Source organism: Zunongwangia sp. L-65 (genome assembly GCF_056859415.1).
Window position 1 is genome coordinate 97162 of sequence record NZ_JBSXOK010000076.1, and the last position, 17095, is coordinate 114256.

The following is a 17095-nucleotide window of genomic DNA, read 5'->3' on the forward strand; positions in this document are numbered from 1 at the left end:
AAATTAATTTCTTAGAAGCATGAGACTTGTAATTCAATTACTATTGTGGGCGGTTATAGCTTTCCTGGCTTGGTTAACTTTTGATGCCGTATACCGACCAATTCAATTTAACAAGGTTAAAGAACAACGTTACCCTAAAGTAATTGAAAACCTTAAAGACATAAGAGCAGCCGAGCTTGCTCATAAGGAGATTGTTGGTAATTTTGAAGGTGATTTTAATAAACTTGTACAATTTATCGATACTGCTGAATTTGCTATTACCCAACGTAGAGATACTACAGTATTGGATGAAGAATACAAAAAGAACTACGGTGTAGACGAATATATCGAAAAAGTTCTTATCGACACCTTAGGGTTCGTACCGGTAAAAGATTCATTGTTCAAAGGGAATCGTGATCGTTACACCAATATGATCAATGTACCAATTAAAGGAACAGATGCTAAAATCGAATTAGAAGCTGGTAACATCAAAAAAGGAGATAGCAAAATTCCTGTTTTTGAAGCAAAAGTTGCAAAAAGCGTAATCCTATACGATCAGGACAAACAATTGATTCTTCAGGAGAACGAAGCGCAATCTGTAGAGGAAGTTAATGGTCGCTACATTAGTGTAGGTTCTATGGAGGAAATTAAAACTACAGGAAATTGGCCACAAACCTATGGTGACCAATAATCAAGAAAATACTTTTTTTAAACTGTCCATTCAGGTTAGCCTGAATGGACTTTCTTTTTGTATCTTAAATACAACAAACAATACTATTGTTTATTATCACAAAAAATCATTTGAAAAAGAACTGGACCCGGTAAACCTTCTTCAGAAAATCGAAGAAGAGTATAATACACAACCACGGCTTAAAACAGCAGTCAACGAAGTAAAATTATGCTTTTGTAATAGCCTTTTTACGTTGGTTCCTAAAAAATGGTTTAAAGAAGATGCGGCTGCATCTTATTTAAAATTCAATACGAAAATCCTTAAAACCGATTTTGTGGCAGTAGACGAAATTGAGAATAAGGAAATGGTAAATGTATATATTCCTTACACCAATATCATCAACTACTTTTTTGAAAAATATGGTGAATTTGAATATGTTCACCATCTATCAGTATTATTATACAGGTTTCTTTCTTTTGATGATCATAAAGGAATTAAAGTTTATGCGCATAATACCCATAAACGGCTAGATTTGTTTATCATAGAAGATGGCAGGCTATTGTTATGCAACAGCTTTACTTATTCGAGTAAAGAAGATTATTTATATTACCTGCTTTTTGTTGCAGAGCAATTAGATTTAGATCCTAAAAAATTTAAACTTCACTTAAGTGGAGACATTCATAAAGAAGACGATATCTATAAATTGCTTCAGGATTATATTCGAAATATCTATTTCTTATCTTCAGAAACAGAACATGAAATTGAAGAAGGATGGAATATTAATAAATCTGAAGAATACATACTTTTAAACACGTTTTAAATGCGCATTATTTCAGGAAGTAACAAGGGAAAAAGAATTATCGCCCCTAAAAAATTACCCGTAAGACCAACCACTGATATGGCAAAAGAAGGTTTGTTTAATATTTTAAACAACCACTATCATTTTAGTGCTTTACAAGTTTTAGACCTATTCTCTGGAACAGGTAATATCTCCTATGAATTTGCGTCACGTGGTGCTGAAAAAATTACGGCAATAGATGGCAATTTTGAATGTATAAAATTCATAAAGAAAACGGCAGCCGAACTAAATTATGCAATCATCGCCATAAAAAGTGATGTTTTCAAATATTTGGAAAAAGCTCCCATAGCGGCAGATATCATATTTGCCGATCCACCTTATGATTTTTCTACCGAGGATTTTTTAAAAATAGCTGAATTAGTTTTTACAAATAATCTGCTTAAGGAAGGTGGAATGCTTATTATAGAATCCGGAAAACATACCGATTTATCCAGTGGCCCAAATTTTGTTGAGAAACGAGGCTATGGAGGTTCTGTTTTTTCATTTTTTTACGAGAATGTTGAGGAAAATTAAATTTTCCAAAACTAATATTCGATATTCTTTCCTTACAATTTTAGCTTTCTCACCTATGGCAATAAATGCACAGGAATACGAACTAATTTGGAACGACGAGTTTGATTATCGAGGCAAGCCCGATAAAGAGAAATGGACACACGAAACGGGCTTTATTCGTAATCTTGAGGAACAGTATTATACCAAACGAAAAAAGAACGCCATTGTTAAAGATAATGTGCTGAAAATTATTGCCAGAAAAGAAGAATATCGAAACCGTAAATTCGATCCCGATATTCAAAACTATCGGTATAATACAAAAAAGGCTTACTATACTTCCGCTAGTTTACACACGCATAAAAAATTTGATCTAAATTTTGGTAAAATTGAAGTCCGCGCTAAACTTCCCCAGGGAAAAGGCGTATGGCCGGCCATTTGGATGTTAGGTTCAAACTTTCATGATATTGAATGGCCTTATAGTGGTGAAATTGATATCTTGGAATTTGTAGGTAAAGATCCCTATACTATCCATGCTACCGTTCACTATCCAAGAGGAAAAAGTGCTAATATTAAAAGTGAAGGTGGCCAGTTAGAGCTAGAGACCTCTCCTACCAAGGCTTTTCATATTTATGGAATGAACTGGGATTCAGAAAAAATTGAGTTCTCCTTTGATAATCATGTATATTACACCTTTAAAATAGATGAAGCCGATACCGAGAATAATCCTTTTAAAAAACCTTTTTTCTTAATTCTTAATTTTGCACTTGGCGGTAAATGGGCAGGTGAGATCGATGATTCTATTTTCCCGCAGGAATATGTGATCGATTATGTAAGAATATATAAAAAAGCAGGTCTGTAAGCCGGATTCTGTTCACCCTGAAATTCATCAGGATGCCCTTGTCATTTATCTTAGAACTTTGTTACCAAAGTCCTTTAGCTGCCTACCCTCCAACGACAAACGAGCAATTTGATAATGTTGGTTTACATGGCATTGCACCGCATAGAGTTTACCTGATTTCACTACAGCATTACCTGTACATTCTTTCTGTTGCACTTGTCCTGGCCTCACGACCGGTGGGCGTTACCCACTATGCTGCTCTATGGTGTCCGGACTTTCCTCTAAGCCACAAATATGAACTTAGCGATAGGGCCGACCTGCTTGGCTGCAAATGTATTTATTTAAGTTGAATGTTTAGTGAGTTATTAACTTTAAAGTTTGAAAGATTGAAAGATTGAAAGGTTGAAAGGTTGAAAGTTAAAGGTTCTTGAAATATCAGTTCATTAGTAAATTTTCAAATAGCCCGCTGTCTACTTCTTAAGTGCTTTTCTCAAACGAAACTTTTACTGGTTCATGGCATTCGATTTTGGCATTTACTTTGCCTTTGGCCATTGCCGGAGAGAGATAAGGAATATTAAGGCCTGAACCACGCAAAATAAATAAAAAACCCGTTAAAACAATAAATACTGGTATTAGTTTTCGTATTCTTTCTCTGGTTTTTAAACCGCTTGAAAGTGTATTGCTTAGAAACACTACTGCTGTCATGAGCGGAATGGTACCTAAACCAAAAAATACCATATATAAAGCCCCAAAACCAGCATTTGCCTCAGCAATGGCACCAAGCATTGCCATATAAACGAGTCCGCATGGTAAAAAGCCATTTAGCATGCCTATAGAGAGAAAAGTATCTGGAGATTTTTTCTTTAAACCTGCTCCTATTTTGGATTTTAACCTACTAATCATGCTAAAAAAAGGAGTTGCCATTTTATTAAATTTCATACTTCTGAATGAAAAAACAGCAGTCAAAATCATCAAAACTCCTACGGCTATCGACAGTTTTTGTTGTGCCGCAAATAGGTTTAATCCTTTTCCAAGCAAACCAAATAATAATCCGATTATGGCATACGATAAGATCCGTCCAAAATTATAGAGGAATAATTGAAGGAACATCAAGGGCTTTTTATCCCTGCTTAAAGGTAATAGAAAGGCTATGGGACCGCACATCCCAATACAATGAAAACTACCTAAAAGTCCGAATATAAACCCGCTGATAAGCATATCTAATACGTAATGGATTTTTTAAATAAAATGTCTTTTCCCTGGTAGGTCATTTCTACGGAAATATCCCAGCGTCCATCGATTAATTGTGCTTCAGGAATGACAATTTTATCTTCTGATAATTCTAACGGAATAATAAAATCAAGTTTCTTATTGGAAGGTCGATATAAGTTTACTGTTCCTTTTATTTCACCTTCGGTTTTAGGAAAACTAAGTTCATAACCTTCTGTTGTTTTCTTTCCTGTAATTTCTTCGGAAAAAAGCTTCAAATTCTTTTCTGCATCTATTTCCTGCTGAAAGCGCAATTCTTTTCCGTAGTAATCTTCAACTACAAGATCGTATTCGTATTTATCGTCGGTACTCATTTTTATCACCATAAACATGATAAATCCAATAAAGCAAAACATGCCAATTGCGAGTCCGGTTCCCCAATTAAATTTCATAATACTATATTTTATCGATAACTACGTGGACCAAGGAAATTGGTTGTGGTAGTTTCTATTAATTTGTTATTACTGTATACCCCTATTTTTAGTTTTTCTTTCTCTCCTTTTAAAGAAGCCGCCGGGATCTCGATAAATAAAGTTCCTTCAGCAAATCCCTGTTTTGGTACAATAAGGCTATCACTTTTTACCAATCGTACTTCACCTTTATGAGAGATTAATTTTAACTGAACATTTTCGATATCTTCGGTAGTTTTATTCACCAGTTTAAAGGTAAATACATTGCTGATCCTGTTATCCTGCTGATGCTCGTAGAGTTGTCCCGGTAAGCGTAAAATCCTGGCTTCAACATCATTTCTTAGAAATAACATCCCTGTTAAAACGCCTATTAAAATCACTAAAACCGTAGTGTAGCCTTTTAACCTGGGTGTAAATTTGAATTTGGCTTTCTTCTCAATATTCTCTTCACTTGCATAACGAATAAGACCTTTAGGAAGGTTTACCGCCTCCATCATCGAATCGCAAGCATCGATGCATGCTGTACAATTTACACATTCCAGTTGTGTTCCGTTTCTAATATCAATCCCCGTTGGGCAAACCTGTACGCACTGTAAACAGTCGATACAATCACCTTTCCCGGTAGCCTGACGATCTTCATTTTTTCTGAACTTAGCTCTTCCCTTTTCTTTTTCTCCACGTTTATGATCGTAGGCTACAATAATCGATCGGTTATCTAGCAATACTCCCTGAAGCCTACCATAAGGACAGGCAATGATGCAAACCTGTTCTCTAAACCATGTAAAAATAAAGTAGAAAACCCCCGTGAAAATTAACAGAGAAATAAAAGTACTTATGTTTTCTGCAGGTCCTTCAGTGATGTATTCCAAAAGCTGATCACTACTAATGATATAAGCCAGAAAGATGTTTGCTATTAAAAACGAAATGATGAAGAAAATAATCCATTTTAGGCCTTTTTTCCTAATCTTTTCGGCATCCCAGGATTGTTTTGCCAAACGTAGTTGTTTACCGCGATCACCCTCTATCCAATATTCGATTCGGCGAAAAACCATTTCCATAAAAATGGTTTGCGGGCAAATCCAACCACAAAATATCCTTCCAAAGGCCACAGTAAATAAAATCACGAAGACTACCCCTATAATCATCATGATCACCACCAGATAAAAATCCTGTGGCCAGAAAGGATATCCAAAAAAATTGAAACGACGCTCTAATACGTTGAATAACAGAAACTGGTTGCCGTTAATTTTTATAAATGGAGCAGCAAATAATATAGCCAGCAGTAGATAACTTACCAGCTTTCGATATTTGTAAAATTTACCAGAAGGCTTTTTAGGAAATATCCACGCCCTTTTACCTTCCTGGTTTATAGTTCCAATAGAATCTCTAAAATTATTTTCGGGGATCGTGCTCATAACATATTCTCACTAATGTGAGTGATTAACCAGAGTCGACTTTAGAAGCTCGACTCTGGATTTGTTTATTTTTCAAATTCCTTCTCTACCGCTTGATCTTCCATCATTACTTCGATAGAAGTTGAATCAGCTGAAACTTCAACATCTGCTTCCTTTATAGGAGCATTTTCATCTACGTAAAGATCGCCCTGGGGTTCTTTAGGATCTGCCGGTGTGGTACCATGCAAGCTAAGGACGTAACTGGCTACCTGAGCGATTTCCCCCGGTTTTAAATCTGTTTTCCAGGATACCATTCCCTTTCCAGGACGCCCCCCTTCAGAAATAGTATTGAAAACATTTTTAATACCACCACCCAGTATCCAGTAGTCATCGGTTAAATTTGGGCCAATACCACCACCGGCATCTTCCTTATGACATGCAACACAATTACCTGCAAAAATAGCGGAACCTGCTTTGATGTCTTCCTCTCCAGTTAACAGTTCTACTGTGTTTACATCTATTAAATCTTTGGCTGTCTTTTTATATTCTTCGATCGCTTTTTTTGCAGATGCGACCTCTGCGATATATTCTTCTTTTTGATCTGGAGCATTAAAAATGTGATGTCTTACCAGATACACCGCAGCAAATACCATAGTTGCGTAAAAACCATATATCCACCATGGCGGAAGGTTATTATCCAACTCCTGAATACCATCATAATTGTGATCAAGAATAATTTCTTCTTCTTCTTCAACAGGTTTGCTATCGTTCATTTTTTTCCAGAAAGCTTTTAGCTTAGCAAATCGGTTCTTTTTTCTTAATGATTGTTGCTGAAGGTAACGTTCCTGAGCTTCTGGAGTTAAACTTCTGAATAAAACCGAAGTAATACTAGCCAAAACAACTTCCATTGCGATTCCAAAAACAAGTAAGATCCCCAGAACGGCCCAGATGATAGGATATTCCATAAACGCCCATTCTTCTGAAGATTCTATAGTAAGTTCCAGAAAAACAAATGCCAGAACAGTAATTGTGATAACTCTTAAATATGATGCCGTATTTCTCATAATATCTCCTGATTATCATCCTCTAGAGGAATGTTACTCACTTGTTTTATATGCTCTTTCTTTGCTGTGATTACCCATCCAAAAAGAGCTACGAAAAAAATGAAGAATATCAGCAGAGAGATCATGGGGTAAACCGCTACCCCATCGATACTTTCCAGATTTCCTTTTATAAATTTTAGCATGATTTAGTTTATTTTATTTATAACTTTAGCTGAACATTATTGGATAACTCCTAAGCCACCTCTCGATTCCCCAAGGATATCGGCTTCCTGAGCTTCATCTACATTCTTCACCTTAATATCTGTACCTAAGCGTTGTAGGTAAGCGATTAAAGCAACAATCTCTCGATTACGCATTTCTACAAATTCTTCACCATTTTCCTTAGCATAAATCTTATCTGCTTCGTAGGTTTTGGCAAAATCTGGATCACTATAAAGGTTTTTCTCAATTTGTGTTCCCTGCTCGGTCATCCACTGTTGCGCTCTGTCGATCTCGGCCTGAGTATAAGGTACACCCAGACTTACCATAGCTTCCATTTTATCTTCGGTAGACGACTTGTCTAATTCTCTATTTAGCAACCATTTATAAGATGGCATAATAGAACCCGAAGAAGTACTTTGTGGATCGTAAAGGTGATTTAAATGCCAGTTATCCGAGTATTTACCGCCAACCCTGAATAAATCGGGACCAGTACGTTTACTACCCCATAAAAATGGATGGTCATACACATATTCTCCAGATTTAGAGTATTCACCATAACGCTCTACTTCACTACGGAAAGGACGAATCATTTGGGAGTGACATCCAACACAGCCCTCACGTATATATAAATCACGACCTTCTAGTTCTAGCGGGGTATATGGTTTTACACTTGAAATTACCGGAACATATTCGTCTACCATCAAAGAAGGAATAATCTGAACCATACCACCAATCAAAATTGCGATAGTTGCAAAAATGGTTAGTTTTACCGGTCTTCGTTCTAACCAGGTATGATAGCCTTCTTTTGAAGTTCTCTTACTGGTAATCTTAGCAAGCGGGGCAGCTTCTGCCAACTCATCTGTAACTTTACTCCCTTGTTTTGCAGTTCTATATACATTATAAAGTGCAATAAAAGCCCCTACGATATACAAACTACCACCAATCGCTCTCATCCAGTACATTGGGATAATTTCAGTAAGTGTTTCTAAGAAGTTACCATAAGTTAATGTACCATCAGGATTAAATTGTTTCCACATAGAAGCCTGTACAAATCCAGCTACATACATTGGTAGCGCGTACATTATAATACCAAGAGTTCCAATCCAAAAATGAGCATTTGCTAATTTTACAGACCATAGTTTAGTCTTAAATAACCTTGGTACCAACCAGTAGATCATACCAAAGGTTAAGAAACCATTCCATGCTAAAGCTCCCACATGCACGTGTGCAATAATCCAGTCACTAAAGTGTGCAATCGCATTTACGTTTTTAAGAGAAAGCATTGGTCCTTCGAAAGTAGCCATACCATAACCGGTAATAGCCACTACCATAAATTTAAGAACAGGATCTGTTCTTACCTTATCCCAGGCGCCACGAAGGGTTAATAAACCATTTATCATTCCTCCCCATGATGGAGCAATTAACATTACAGAAAAAGCTACCCCTAAATTTTGTGCCCAATCTGGTAATGCAGAATATAATAGGTGGTGCGGCCCAGCCCAGATATAAATAAAAATCAGTGACCAAAAGTGAACAATAGATAATCGGTAAGAATAGACTGGTCTGTTAGCCGCTTTCGGAACAAAATAATACATTAATCCAAGAAACGGCGTCGTTAGGAAAAAGGCAACGGCATTATGCCCGTACCACCACTGTACCAAAGCATCCTGTACCCCGGCATAAACCGAGTAACTTTTTAAAGCACTTACCGGCAATTCTATACTGTTAACAATATGCAAAACGGCTACGGTTACAAAAGTGGCCAGATAAAACCAAATCGCTACATACAAATGCCGCTGTCTACGTTTTAAGATAGTTCCGATTAGGTTGGCTCCAAAAGCTACCCAAACTAAGGCGATACTAATATCAATTGGCCATTCAAGTTCAGCATATTCTTTAGATGTGGTATAGCCTAAAGGTAAGGTTATGGCTGCTGCAACTATGATCGCCTGCCAGCCCCAAAAGTTAAAGTTACTAAGTGCATCACTCCACATTCTTGCTTTTAAAAGACGCTGAGTAGAATAATACACTCCAGCAAAAATTGCGTTTCCTACGAAGGCAAAAATCACGGCATTGGTATGCAAGGGTCTTAAACGCCCAAAACTAAGCCATGAAATCCCATCGGTTAGATTAGGAAACAAAAACATAAAAGCAAGTAGAAGCCCTACACTCATTCCCACAATACCCCAAAATACAGTGGCATTGATAAATTTCCTTACGATCTTGTTGTCGTAATAAAACTGCTCTTTTTCCATAAGATTATAAACAAATTATTTATCGGTGATTTTAGATTTTTCTTTACTATCAATAATTTCATCTTCAAACAGCATTCTTACAGACGGGGTGTAGGTATCGTCGTATTGACCTCTTTTTACCGATATAATAAAGGCGATAAAAAAGACAAGCGCTACGACCACACTAATACTCAGCAACACGTAGATGATATTCATTTCTTAATTTTTTGTAAAAATATTGCCCATCGAGAAGGCATAAAATGACATTTATCAGGTTTTGTATTTATTCTGGCTTTTAGACGTTTGTCGCATAATTCTTTTTGCTGAAAACTGGGAACTTATGGTTGTAAAAGCCACAATACTTATCGAACTTAGAGGCATTAAAATAGCAGCTACGATGGGCGAAAGATGTCCTGTAACTGCAAATCCAAGCCCTATAAGATTATAGAAAAGCGATAGCAAAAAACTGAATTTTATAATACGGTGACCGCTATTGGCAAGGCTAAAAAACTGACTTATTTTGCTGAATACCGAGGCGTCTAAAATGGCATCACAAGCCGGGGAGAAAACATTAATATTTTCTGAAATTACTACGCCAACATCACTTTGTTTTAATGCTCCTGCATCGTTTAAGCCATCCCCAATCATCATTACAGATCGACCTTCTTCCTGAAGTTTTTTAATAAACTGCAGTTTATCCTGGGGCTTTTGGTTAAAGCTCATTTTGGTGGTTAATGGTAACAACTTTTCGAGGCTTTTACGCTCACCATCATTATCTCCAGAAAGTACAAACAATTGTTTGTTTTTCTCTAAGGTTTTAAATAAGTGGCCAATATTATCCCTATATTCATTTTTTAAAATATATCGGCCTTTGTAGTGATCATTGGTACTAATATGAACCGCGGTTTGGTTTAATTGTGCCTGCTTCCATTTATTAAGTTTAGTGACATATGTAAAAGCCCCTATTTTTATCGAATTTTGATTTGCAAAAGCTTCCATTCCTTTCCCTACCTCTTCTGTAAAAGAATCAAGTGTTCTGATATCATTTTGCTCTAAAATTTCATAAAGAGATCGACTTAATGGATGATTAGAAGCTCTTAACGTGCTGTTTAACAATGATTTTTCTTCTTCGGTAAGCAAATCCCCCTCGTAAGTGATTTTATTTTTTTTGGTTGAAGTAAGTGTACCGGTTTTATCAAAAACCACTGCATCGATATTGGCCATTTTCTCGATAATGTTCGCTTCTTTTAAATAGAATTTATGCTGACCAAAAATCCTAAGTAAATTACCTAAAGTGAAGGGAGCCGCTAAAGCCAGTGCACAAGGACAGGCAATAATAAGAACTGCCGTAAATACCTGCGGGATCATCGATGGATCAATAAAATACCAAACGATAGTTGCTAAAATCGATATGCTTAAAATCGCTTTTGTAAAATACCCGCTTATTTTATTGGTAAGATCCTGAAAACTTCCTTTAAAGTTTTTATCGAAAACCTCGTTGTTCCATAACTGCGTTAAATAGGATTGCTCTACGGGTTTTAGCACTTCTACCTGAAGCAAACCTGCGGTTTGCTTACCACCTGCATAGATTTTATCGCCTTTTTGGATCGAAACCGGCACAGCTTCTCCGGTCACGAAGCTATAATCTATTAAAGCTTCGCCTTCCATTAATCTTGCATCTACAGGAATTAATTCGTTGTTTCTAATGAGTATCTTATCACCTTTTCTAAGCTTATAAACTTCTACCTGCTCTTCATTTTGATTTTGGGTGTTTTGATGATTAATTCTTGTCACTCCAATCGGGAAATAGGATTTATAATCCCGTTCAAAAGACAGGTAAGAATAGGTTTTTTGCTGAAAGAACCTTCCCAACAATAAGAAAAACACCAAACCAGAAAGACTATCAAAAAATCCAGTCCCTAAATCGAAAACGACTTCAAAACTACTTCTTAAAAACAACACGGTAATTCCTAAAGCTATGGGAACATCGATATTTAAGATTCCTGATTTTAGACCTTTAAATGCTGAAATAAAATAGGTGCTTGCTGAATAAAATACTACCGGCAAACTAAAGGCAAACATCAACCAGCGAAACACATATTTAAATTGATCCAGCCAAAATTCTTTAACCTCAAAATATTCTGGAAACGATAAAAACATAATATTCCCAAAAGCAAAACCGGCGACACCAAGTTTATAGATTAAACTCCGGTCGATATTGCGTTCTTTTTTATCGCTATCTGAAAGTGAAATGTAAGGCTCATAACCTAATTTGCATAGTAGCTCTACCAACTGCAGAAATGTAATTTTTTCTGCGGAAAAATGGATTCTTAATGTTTTTTCAGGAAAATTAACCTGTGAGTTTTTAATACCAGGATGAAGTTTAGAAAGGTTTTCTAACACCCAGATACACGAACTACAATGAATTTCTGGAATAAGCAGATTTACGATACAAACCTCTGCACTTTTAAATTCAAGTAGTTTTTCTACAATCTCTGCGCTATTTAGAAAATCGAATTTTCCTAATTGTGTTTTAGGAGAAATTCCAGGACGCTCATCAAGAGCATAATAATAATCGAGATCATTACTACTTAAAATTTCGTAAACTGTTTTACATCCATGACAACAAAAATCTTTCTGATCGTACATAAGGGCATCGCTTTTACAAGCTTCGCCACAGTGATAACATGATTTCATATTTTGCACAACTTAACCGCTATACAAAGATTCGCTACTTATAGAAAATAAAATATGATAAATATCAGTTGGGTTAAATGTTTACCTTTGTGAAACAAAAATTGTAACCAAGAACCCGAATCTCTAGTATGAAAACCCCTGAAAAAACAAGATGTGAAAGTTGTATCATAAGACAGTTTAATGCATTAAAGGCTTTTAGTAAGGAAGAATTAAAGGTTATATCGGATAACAAGATTACTAAAAGCTATAAAAAAGGAGAGCAGATTTTTAAAGAAGGGGAAAAACTAAATGGGGTATTTTGTGTTCGTGACGGCGCCTCTAAACTTTCTAAACTTAGCGAAAACGGAAAACATCAAATCGTAAAAATCGCTAAAAAGGGAGAGATTTTAGGGCAACGATCTGTAGTGGCAGACGAGCAAACAAATCTTAGTGCAACTGCACTTAATGATACTTCGATGTGCTATATTCCAAAACAGCTTATCATTGATAAAATCAACGAGAATCCTGAATTTACCAGAAATCTTTTAAAGATCATGGCATCAGATCTTAGGGAATCAGACAATTTTATAGTGAATATGTCTCAGCATAACGTAAAACAACGAATTGCCGAGGCCTTATTATATCTTGACACCAATTTTGGTACCGATGATGAAGGTTTTTTAGCGGTAAATCTTTCCAGGGAAGACCTTGCCAATGTCGTTGGTACCGCAACTGAAAGCTGTATTCGATTAATTGCTGAACTAAAGAAAGAAGGTTTTATTTCAGCTAAAGGTAAAAAGACCAAAATTCTGGATAAAAGAGCACTTGAGGATATGATTAATGGTTTTTAGGTTTAATCGCTAAAACCTAAAATACCTGCCATGTTCGTTCCAAAACTTTGCCTATGGAATGCTATTTAGGTTGGAGCATTATAAATTATAAATTATAATTTATTTCTATAAGAAATTTACCTCCTGTGATGACCAGATAGAATTCTTAGTATTCTTTTTTAGTCGTTAGCCAATTCTATCTGCACACTACTGTCTACTATGCCAAGGACTTGCGTATAATTTCCATTTACAAGGGGTTCTTCTCGTATTCAGGACCATCAACAAATAATTTGATATTTGCCTATCTATATGCTTCTCCCTATATTTAATTCAAAGAAATTCTCCTAAATGCAATCAATTCATTTTAAGAATTTTAGGATTAATGGAATAGTAAAAAGCAAGATCGAACTTTTATTTATCACTATTTGTTTTTTACTAAATCAAAATTGAGTAAAGCGGTATACTGAAAAAATGTGTAATACCGAAAACAAATTATTTTTTTGTTGATTTGGATAATCCTGTCCTTGTCATTTCTCCCCAGCTTTTTTTTCCTATAATCAAATCCCAGTTTCCACGAACCGCTGCCCACATCACAAAAGGGTGATACACAATAGGTTCTAAAAAGGCTGTTCCAATCAGCGTGAAAATATACTTGGGCTTTTTATATTGCTGAAAGCTATACTCCTCAAAAAATAAAGCAGTAATTGAAAATAAAACTGCAAACGCATAGACCACTAACAGGAAAGTAAGAAAGAATTTCCAACTAATTAGACCAAACCAAAGTAGAAAAATAAAGAAAATAGTACCTGAAAATTCAATTAGAGGTGCCATCCATTCGAAAAACAGCCAGAATGGTGTTGAGAGCACACCTAAAACCCCGTATTTAGGATTAAAAATCATTTTTTTATGAAGTAAAAGTGTTTCCGCAGTGCCCCTTGTCCACCGGTTACGCTGGCGTTTTAAAATCTCCCAACTTTGCGGTACTTCTGTCCAACATAAAGGATCGGGAACAAACCCAACTTTATAAGGGATGTTCTTTTCGCGCATCATTCGACGCATACGTACCAACAGTTCCATATCCTCACCCACGGTATTATGGTTATAGCCACCAGCTTCGATGGCTATTTGCTTGTCAAACATCCCAAAGGCTCCAGAAATAAGTAGTAAACCATCTATACGAGACCATGCCATTCTTCCCATTAAAAATGCCCTGAAATATTCTATAACCTGTACCCTGGCGACAAATTTTTCAGGTAATCTCACTTCTATAATTCTACCATCTTCAATTACGCAACTATTAGCTACCCGAATTACTCCTCCAGAGGCAATTACTTTCTTTCTATCATTTAGAAATGGTTTTATAAGCTTCAACATTGCATCGTATTCCAAGATACAATCTACGTCGATACAGCAAATAATATCGTGACTGCAAACATTAATTCCAGTATTTAATGCATCGGCCTTCCCTCCATTTTCTTTATCAATTACCAACAAGTTCTTAAAAGCAGTATTTTTAGATTTGTAAACACCGCGAATAGTTTTGGTCTTTATAAAATAGTGAAATAGATAATCCTGCTTCTCCAGATCATATTCCTCAATAAGGCGTTGCATGGTATCGTCCTTACTCCCATCATTAATAATCACAATCTCAAAACTTGGGTAATTTATAGTTAAAAGCGATCTTACATTTTCTACAATATTAAGACCTTCGTTATACGCAGGAGCTAGTATGGAAACCGGAGGTAACTCTGAAGCCTGTAATAAGGCAATTTCGTCTTTGTAATTATTGGATCGTTTGTAGTCTCTAATTTCGAAAATAGAAAAGATTGCCGAAAATAAATAGCCCAAACAAATTAGAATCCCATATACTAAGAAAAGCCAACTGGCAATATTTGCGATGTCGTCGAAGGTAATGCTCATTTACAGCAAAAGTGCTTTTTCTTTTTCGTACTGAATATAAATACTTTGTTTTTTTTCTGGTAAAAAACGTTGAGCGATACCATAGTATTTTATCTTAAGATCCCATTCATCATCCTGAATCTTATCTTTAAGCATCATCAAATCATTATAGCTACCCAAATGTTCTATAGCATCTAATATAGTCTTTTTTACAAGATTTGTTTCCTCTCCAAATTGAGAAATAAGTGTATCTATAATTTCAAAGTGCTCTAAAGCACATAGTGATCTTATAGTTTCACGCCGTACTTCTTCAGAAGAATGTTCTAGCAAAGGTAAAAGTTCTGATATATTCTCAAATTGGTTAAATTTTGCAATCATTCTTATGGCAAAATCTACCACACTATTTTGTGAAGAGTGTAGCCAATTAGAGTAATCTGGCATAGGACCATGATATTCATTTTTAAGCGCATCTTCTATAAAAATTTCTTCCCATAAGGTTAAAGGTTTATCCATATGATCTAAAAATGCCAAGGGCTCATTTTCAGCTAATTTTATAAAGTATAATTGTGCCTGTTGTCTAACCTCATCCTTCTTATGATTTAAAAGTGGTTTTATAATATCAAGGTCAACTTTTATAAGCATTTCAGACAAACTAAATAAGGCTCTGGATTTACTATACCATGCACTATTCTCGAGTTGTTTTTTACAGAATTTATCTAATTCCCAACGAAGAAAAAGTTCTCTTAATTGTATAGCCGACTCTCCTTTTATATTACTATGAAAAAGTAATATTTCTTTAATAGCTATCTTAATTTCTAAAGCTTTATTTAAATACTCATCCTTAAAACGCTGGAGTTCTTTCTCTTTATCAAAGTCTTCATCAAATAGATAAGAGTTTAAAATATTTTCCAGTAGTAAACGCTGTTCTTCTTTTTTCCTATTTCTAAAAATTTTATAGAGCCTTAATAAAATAATAAAGCTTACAAAGAAAAAGGCAAAACCAAAAAAGATAATGGTCATGAGAATATTGGTCTTTATCACAAAAGGAAGATCATCGGGAAGATATCCCAATAACCAATTCGAATCTATAGAATGAATAACTGCCATAAATGCCTTTTCGGATCATCGAGCAATTACCTTACAAAAAACCTATCTTTAAAATAAACTATGATAACAGTCTTTTAACCCTAAGTGATAATTCATTAGGGCTAAATGGTTTTGTGATAAAATCTTCCACCCCCATATTAAAAGCATCCATTATGATACTTTCTTGTGTGGATGTAGACAACACAATAATAGGAATTGCCTGTAAATTTTCTTTTACATAGGCAATAAGTTCATTTCCTGTTACAAAAGGCAGATTTAAGTCGGTTAAAATAAGATCGTAGGTAGCATCTTTTAATAACTTCATGGCTTCTCTCCCATCTGGCGCGATAATCACATCATAGCCATCTTTTGTAAGCTTGAATTGAAGAGATTTTATAACCATTGGGTTATCCTCTATCACTAAAATCTTCTTCATTTTTATAGGTTTAGATTGGGGTAATCTGTTTTTAAAGCATGCTGAATATTAGTAAATTCAGCATATAAATCGTCTATTATATTTTTAAGTTCTCCATCTTTAGCTTTATAGGTCATCTGATCACAAATTTCTACTCCTTTATGATTTTGTACCATAGCAAAAGAAGGCTTAATCTTATGCGCTATTTTACGAATCTCTTCGTAATTATTATTTTGTATTTTAAGATACAAATCTCCTATTTCTTTTGCAACAGATGAAGAGAAAAGTTGAAGGGATTCTTCTATAAATTCTGTACTGTTATCTGATATTTCCTTTAGATAATCCAAAGAATAAACACAACTACCCTGTTTATCAAAGTTTTTTTCCTGTTGAACAATATCCCGCAGTAAATCACTAAGCTCTTCTCCTAAAATAAAGGAACGATCTATAAGCTCTAATTGTTGAGCATTATTAGTTGCAGTTCCTGCAAATTCCTTTAAAATCACACAATATGGAGTTTGATTCAGTTCCGTTTTAATATAATCAATGGTTTTATAGGCATCTATGGGAAGATTATCCTCTTGCATCATCAATGTTTTAATGCCATCCTTTGCTGATTCAAAGTTTTTAAATGCTTCCAAACCAGATTTTGCGTAAAGGCAAAGAAAGCCATGCTCTTCTAAAAAAAGAGAAAGTTTAGCTACCTTATCGTAATCTTTATGTACGATTAAAATAGCATGACGGGTTGCCAATTCTTTAAATTTCTTCTGCATTTTGTA

The 17095-nt window shown here is 35.3% G+C and carries 16 protein-coding genes, 1 other RNA gene and 1 pseudogene; 5 read left to right on the plus strand and 13 right to left on the minus strand.

Translation table 11 applies throughout. The annotated features are described in order from the left end of the window. Positions 1-19: 19 nt before the first annotated feature. The 4 genes and pseudogenes from AC13DP_RS17735 to AC13DP_RS17750 form a co-directional block, all read left to right on the plus strand. Positions 20-670 carry a hypothetical protein gene (locus tag AC13DP_RS17735; RefSeq protein WP_347405591.1) on the plus strand — a complete coding sequence of 217 codons (651 nt, stop codon included), beginning with the start codon at positions 20-22 and terminating at the stop codon, positions 668-670. Next, the gene (locus tag AC13DP_RS17740) at positions 657-1469 is read left to right on the plus strand and encodes a DUF3822 family protein (protein WP_347405592.1); all 813 of its coding nucleotides are present in this window, start codon (positions 657-659) and stop codon (positions 1467-1469) included. The genes AC13DP_RS17735 and AC13DP_RS17740 overlap by 14 nt, the downstream gene beginning before the upstream one ends. After that, entirely contained in the window at positions 1470-2021 is a 552-nt protein-coding gene (locus AC13DP_RS17745; protein WP_013071733.1) for an RsmD family RNA methyltransferase, read from the plus strand. Positions 2022-2076: 55 nt separating this feature from the next. Further along, positions 2077-2817 (plus strand): annotated as a pseudogene (locus AC13DP_RS17750) (glycoside hydrolase family 16 protein); the annotation flags it as partial. A gap of 23 nt (positions 2818-2840) precedes the next feature. Here the strand turns inward: AC13DP_RS17750 and rnpB are convergent. From rnpB to AC13DP_RS17795, 9 genes are all read right to left on the minus strand, one after another. Continuing rightward, an RNA gene (rnpB, locus tag AC13DP_RS17755) (RNase P RNA component class A) lies at positions 2841-3162 on the minus strand. Positions 3163-3315: 153 nt separating this feature from the next. Next, positions 3316-4056 (minus strand): sulfite exporter TauE/SafE family protein, encoded by a 741-nt coding sequence (locus tag AC13DP_RS17760; protein ID WP_347405593.1) that lies wholly within the window; start codon positions 4054-4056, stop codon positions 3316-3318. A gap of 2 nt (positions 4057-4058) precedes the next feature. Continuing rightward, entirely contained in the window at positions 4059-4499 is a 441-nt protein-coding gene (locus AC13DP_RS17765; protein ID WP_013071730.1) for a FixH family protein, read from the minus strand. Positions 4500-4510: 11 nt separating this feature from the next. Beyond that, on the minus strand, positions 4511-5932 hold the full coding sequence (gene ccoG / locus AC13DP_RS17770; RefSeq protein ID WP_347405594.1) for a cytochrome c oxidase accessory protein CcoG: 1422 nt from the start codon (positions 5930-5932) through the stop codon (positions 4511-4513). Between the two features lie 65 nt (positions 5933-5997). Beyond that, on the minus strand, positions 5998-6975 hold the full coding sequence (locus AC13DP_RS17775) for a cbb3-type cytochrome c oxidase N-terminal domain-containing protein (protein ID WP_013071728.1): 978 nt from the start codon (positions 6973-6975) through the stop codon (positions 5998-6000). Further along, complete coding sequence (locus AC13DP_RS17780) at positions 6972-7157, minus strand: CcoQ/FixQ family Cbb3-type cytochrome c oxidase assembly chaperone (RefSeq protein WP_013071727.1); 186 nt, start codon at positions 7155-7157, stop codon at positions 6972-6974. The genes AC13DP_RS17775 and AC13DP_RS17780 overlap by 4 nt, the downstream gene beginning before the upstream one ends. A gap of 36 nt (positions 7158-7193) precedes the next feature. After that, complete coding sequence (gene ccoN, locus AC13DP_RS17785) at positions 7194-9431, minus strand: cytochrome-c oxidase, cbb3-type subunit I (protein WP_272958195.1); 2238 nt, start codon at positions 9429-9431, stop codon at positions 7194-7196. A 15-nt stretch (positions 9432-9446) separates the two neighbouring features. Then, a complete protein-coding gene (ccoS, locus tag AC13DP_RS17790) occupies positions 9447-9626 on the minus strand; it encodes a cbb3-type cytochrome oxidase assembly protein CcoS (protein WP_272958196.1) in 180 nt (59 codons plus the stop codon). Between the two features lie 54 nt (positions 9627-9680). Beyond that, positions 9681-12107 carry a heavy metal translocating P-type ATPase gene (locus AC13DP_RS17795; RefSeq protein WP_041578856.1) on the minus strand — a complete coding sequence of 809 codons (2427 nt, stop codon included), beginning with the start codon at positions 12105-12107 and terminating at the stop codon, positions 9681-9683. Positions 12108-12235: 128 nt separating this feature from the next. On the opposite strand from AC13DP_RS17795, the gene AC13DP_RS17800 reads away from it, so the two are divergent. Further along, positions 12236-12937 carry a Crp/Fnr family transcriptional regulator gene (locus AC13DP_RS17800; protein ID WP_013071723.1) on the plus strand — a complete coding sequence of 234 codons (702 nt, stop codon included), beginning with the start codon at positions 12236-12238 and terminating at the stop codon, positions 12935-12937. Between the two features lie 471 nt (positions 12938-13408). Here the strand turns inward: AC13DP_RS17800 and AC13DP_RS17805 are convergent, their stop codons facing one another. From AC13DP_RS17805 to AC13DP_RS17820, 4 genes are read right to left on the minus strand one after another with little or no spacing between them, the layout of a single operon-like run. Continuing rightward, on the minus strand, positions 13409-14836 hold the full coding sequence (locus AC13DP_RS17805; RefSeq protein WP_272957499.1) for a glycosyltransferase family 2 protein: 1428 nt from the start codon (positions 14834-14836) through the stop codon (positions 13409-13411). Next, on the minus strand, positions 14837-15922 hold the full coding sequence (locus AC13DP_RS17810) for a HEAT repeat domain-containing protein (RefSeq protein ID WP_272957498.1): 1086 nt from the start codon (positions 15920-15922) through the stop codon (positions 14837-14839). It lies immediately after the preceding gene. Positions 15923-15980: 58 nt separating this feature from the next. Then, positions 15981-16337 (minus strand): response regulator transcription factor, encoded by a 357-nt coding sequence (locus tag AC13DP_RS17815; protein ID WP_013071720.1) that lies wholly within the window; start codon positions 16335-16337, stop codon positions 15981-15983. Positions 16338-16339: 2 nt separating this feature from the next. After that, the gene (locus AC13DP_RS17820) at positions 16340-17089 is read right to left on the minus strand and encodes an Hpt domain-containing protein (RefSeq protein WP_347405596.1); all 750 of its coding nucleotides are present in this window, start codon (positions 17087-17089) and stop codon (positions 16340-16342) included. Positions 17090-17095: the final 6 nt, after the last annotated feature.

What these genes read in the sequence shown, in the direction of transcription:
- AC13DP_RS17735 (WP_347405591.1), top strand. Translation starts at nt 20, where the DNA reads ATGAGACTTGTAATTCAATTACTATTGTGGGCGGTTATAGCTTTCCTG.
- AC13DP_RS17740 (WP_347405592.1), top strand. Translation starts at nt 657, where the DNA reads ATGGTGACCAATAATCAAGAAAATACTTTTTTTAAACTGTCCATTCAG.
- AC13DP_RS17745 (WP_013071733.1), top strand. Translation starts at nt 1,470, where the DNA reads ATGCGCATTATTTCAGGAAGTAACAAGGGAAAAAGAATTATCGCCCCT.
- AC13DP_RS17760 (WP_347405593.1), bottom strand. Translation starts at nt 4,056, where the DNA reads ATGCTTATCAGCGGGTTTATATTCGGACTTTTAGGTAGTTTTCATTGT.
- AC13DP_RS17765 (WP_013071730.1), bottom strand. Translation starts at nt 4,499, where the DNA reads ATGAAATTTAATTGGGGAACCGGACTCGCAATTGGCATGTTTTGCTTT.
- ccoG (WP_347405594.1), bottom strand. Translation starts at nt 5,932, where the DNA reads ATGAGCACGATCCCCGAAAATAATTTTAGAGATTCTATTGGAACTATA.
- AC13DP_RS17775 (WP_013071728.1), bottom strand. Translation starts at nt 6,975, where the DNA reads ATGAGAAATACGGCATCATATTTAAGAGTTATCACAATTACTGTTCTG.
- AC13DP_RS17780 (WP_013071727.1), bottom strand. Translation starts at nt 7,157, where the DNA reads ATGCTAAAATTTATAAAAGGAAATCTGGAAAGTATCGATGGGGTAGCG.
- ccoN (WP_272958195.1), bottom strand. Translation starts at nt 9,431, where the DNA reads ATGGAAAAAGAGCAGTTTTATTACGACAACAAGATCGTAAGGAAATTT.
- ccoS (WP_272958196.1), bottom strand. Translation starts at nt 9,626, where the DNA reads ATGAATATCATCTACGTGTTGCTGAGTATTAGTGTGGTCGTAGCGCTT.
- AC13DP_RS17795 (WP_041578856.1), bottom strand. Translation starts at nt 12,107, where the DNA reads ATGAAATCATGTTATCACTGTGGCGAAGCTTGTAAAAGCGATGCCCTT.
- AC13DP_RS17800 (WP_013071723.1), top strand. Translation starts at nt 12,236, where the DNA reads ATGAAAACCCCTGAAAAAACAAGATGTGAAAGTTGTATCATAAGACAG.
- AC13DP_RS17805 (WP_272957499.1), bottom strand. Translation starts at nt 14,836, where the DNA reads ATGAGCATTACCTTCGACGACATCGCAAATATTGCCAGTTGGCTTTTC.
- AC13DP_RS17810 (WP_272957498.1), bottom strand. Translation starts at nt 15,922, where the DNA reads ATGGCAGTTATTCATTCTATAGATTCGAATTGGTTATTGGGATATCTT.
- AC13DP_RS17815 (WP_013071720.1), bottom strand. Translation starts at nt 16,337, where the DNA reads ATGAAGAAGATTTTAGTGATAGAGGATAACCCAATGGTTATAAAATCT.
- AC13DP_RS17820 (WP_347405596.1), bottom strand. Translation starts at nt 17,089, where the DNA reads ATGCAGAAGAAATTTAAAGAATTGGCAACCCGTCATGCTATTTTAATC.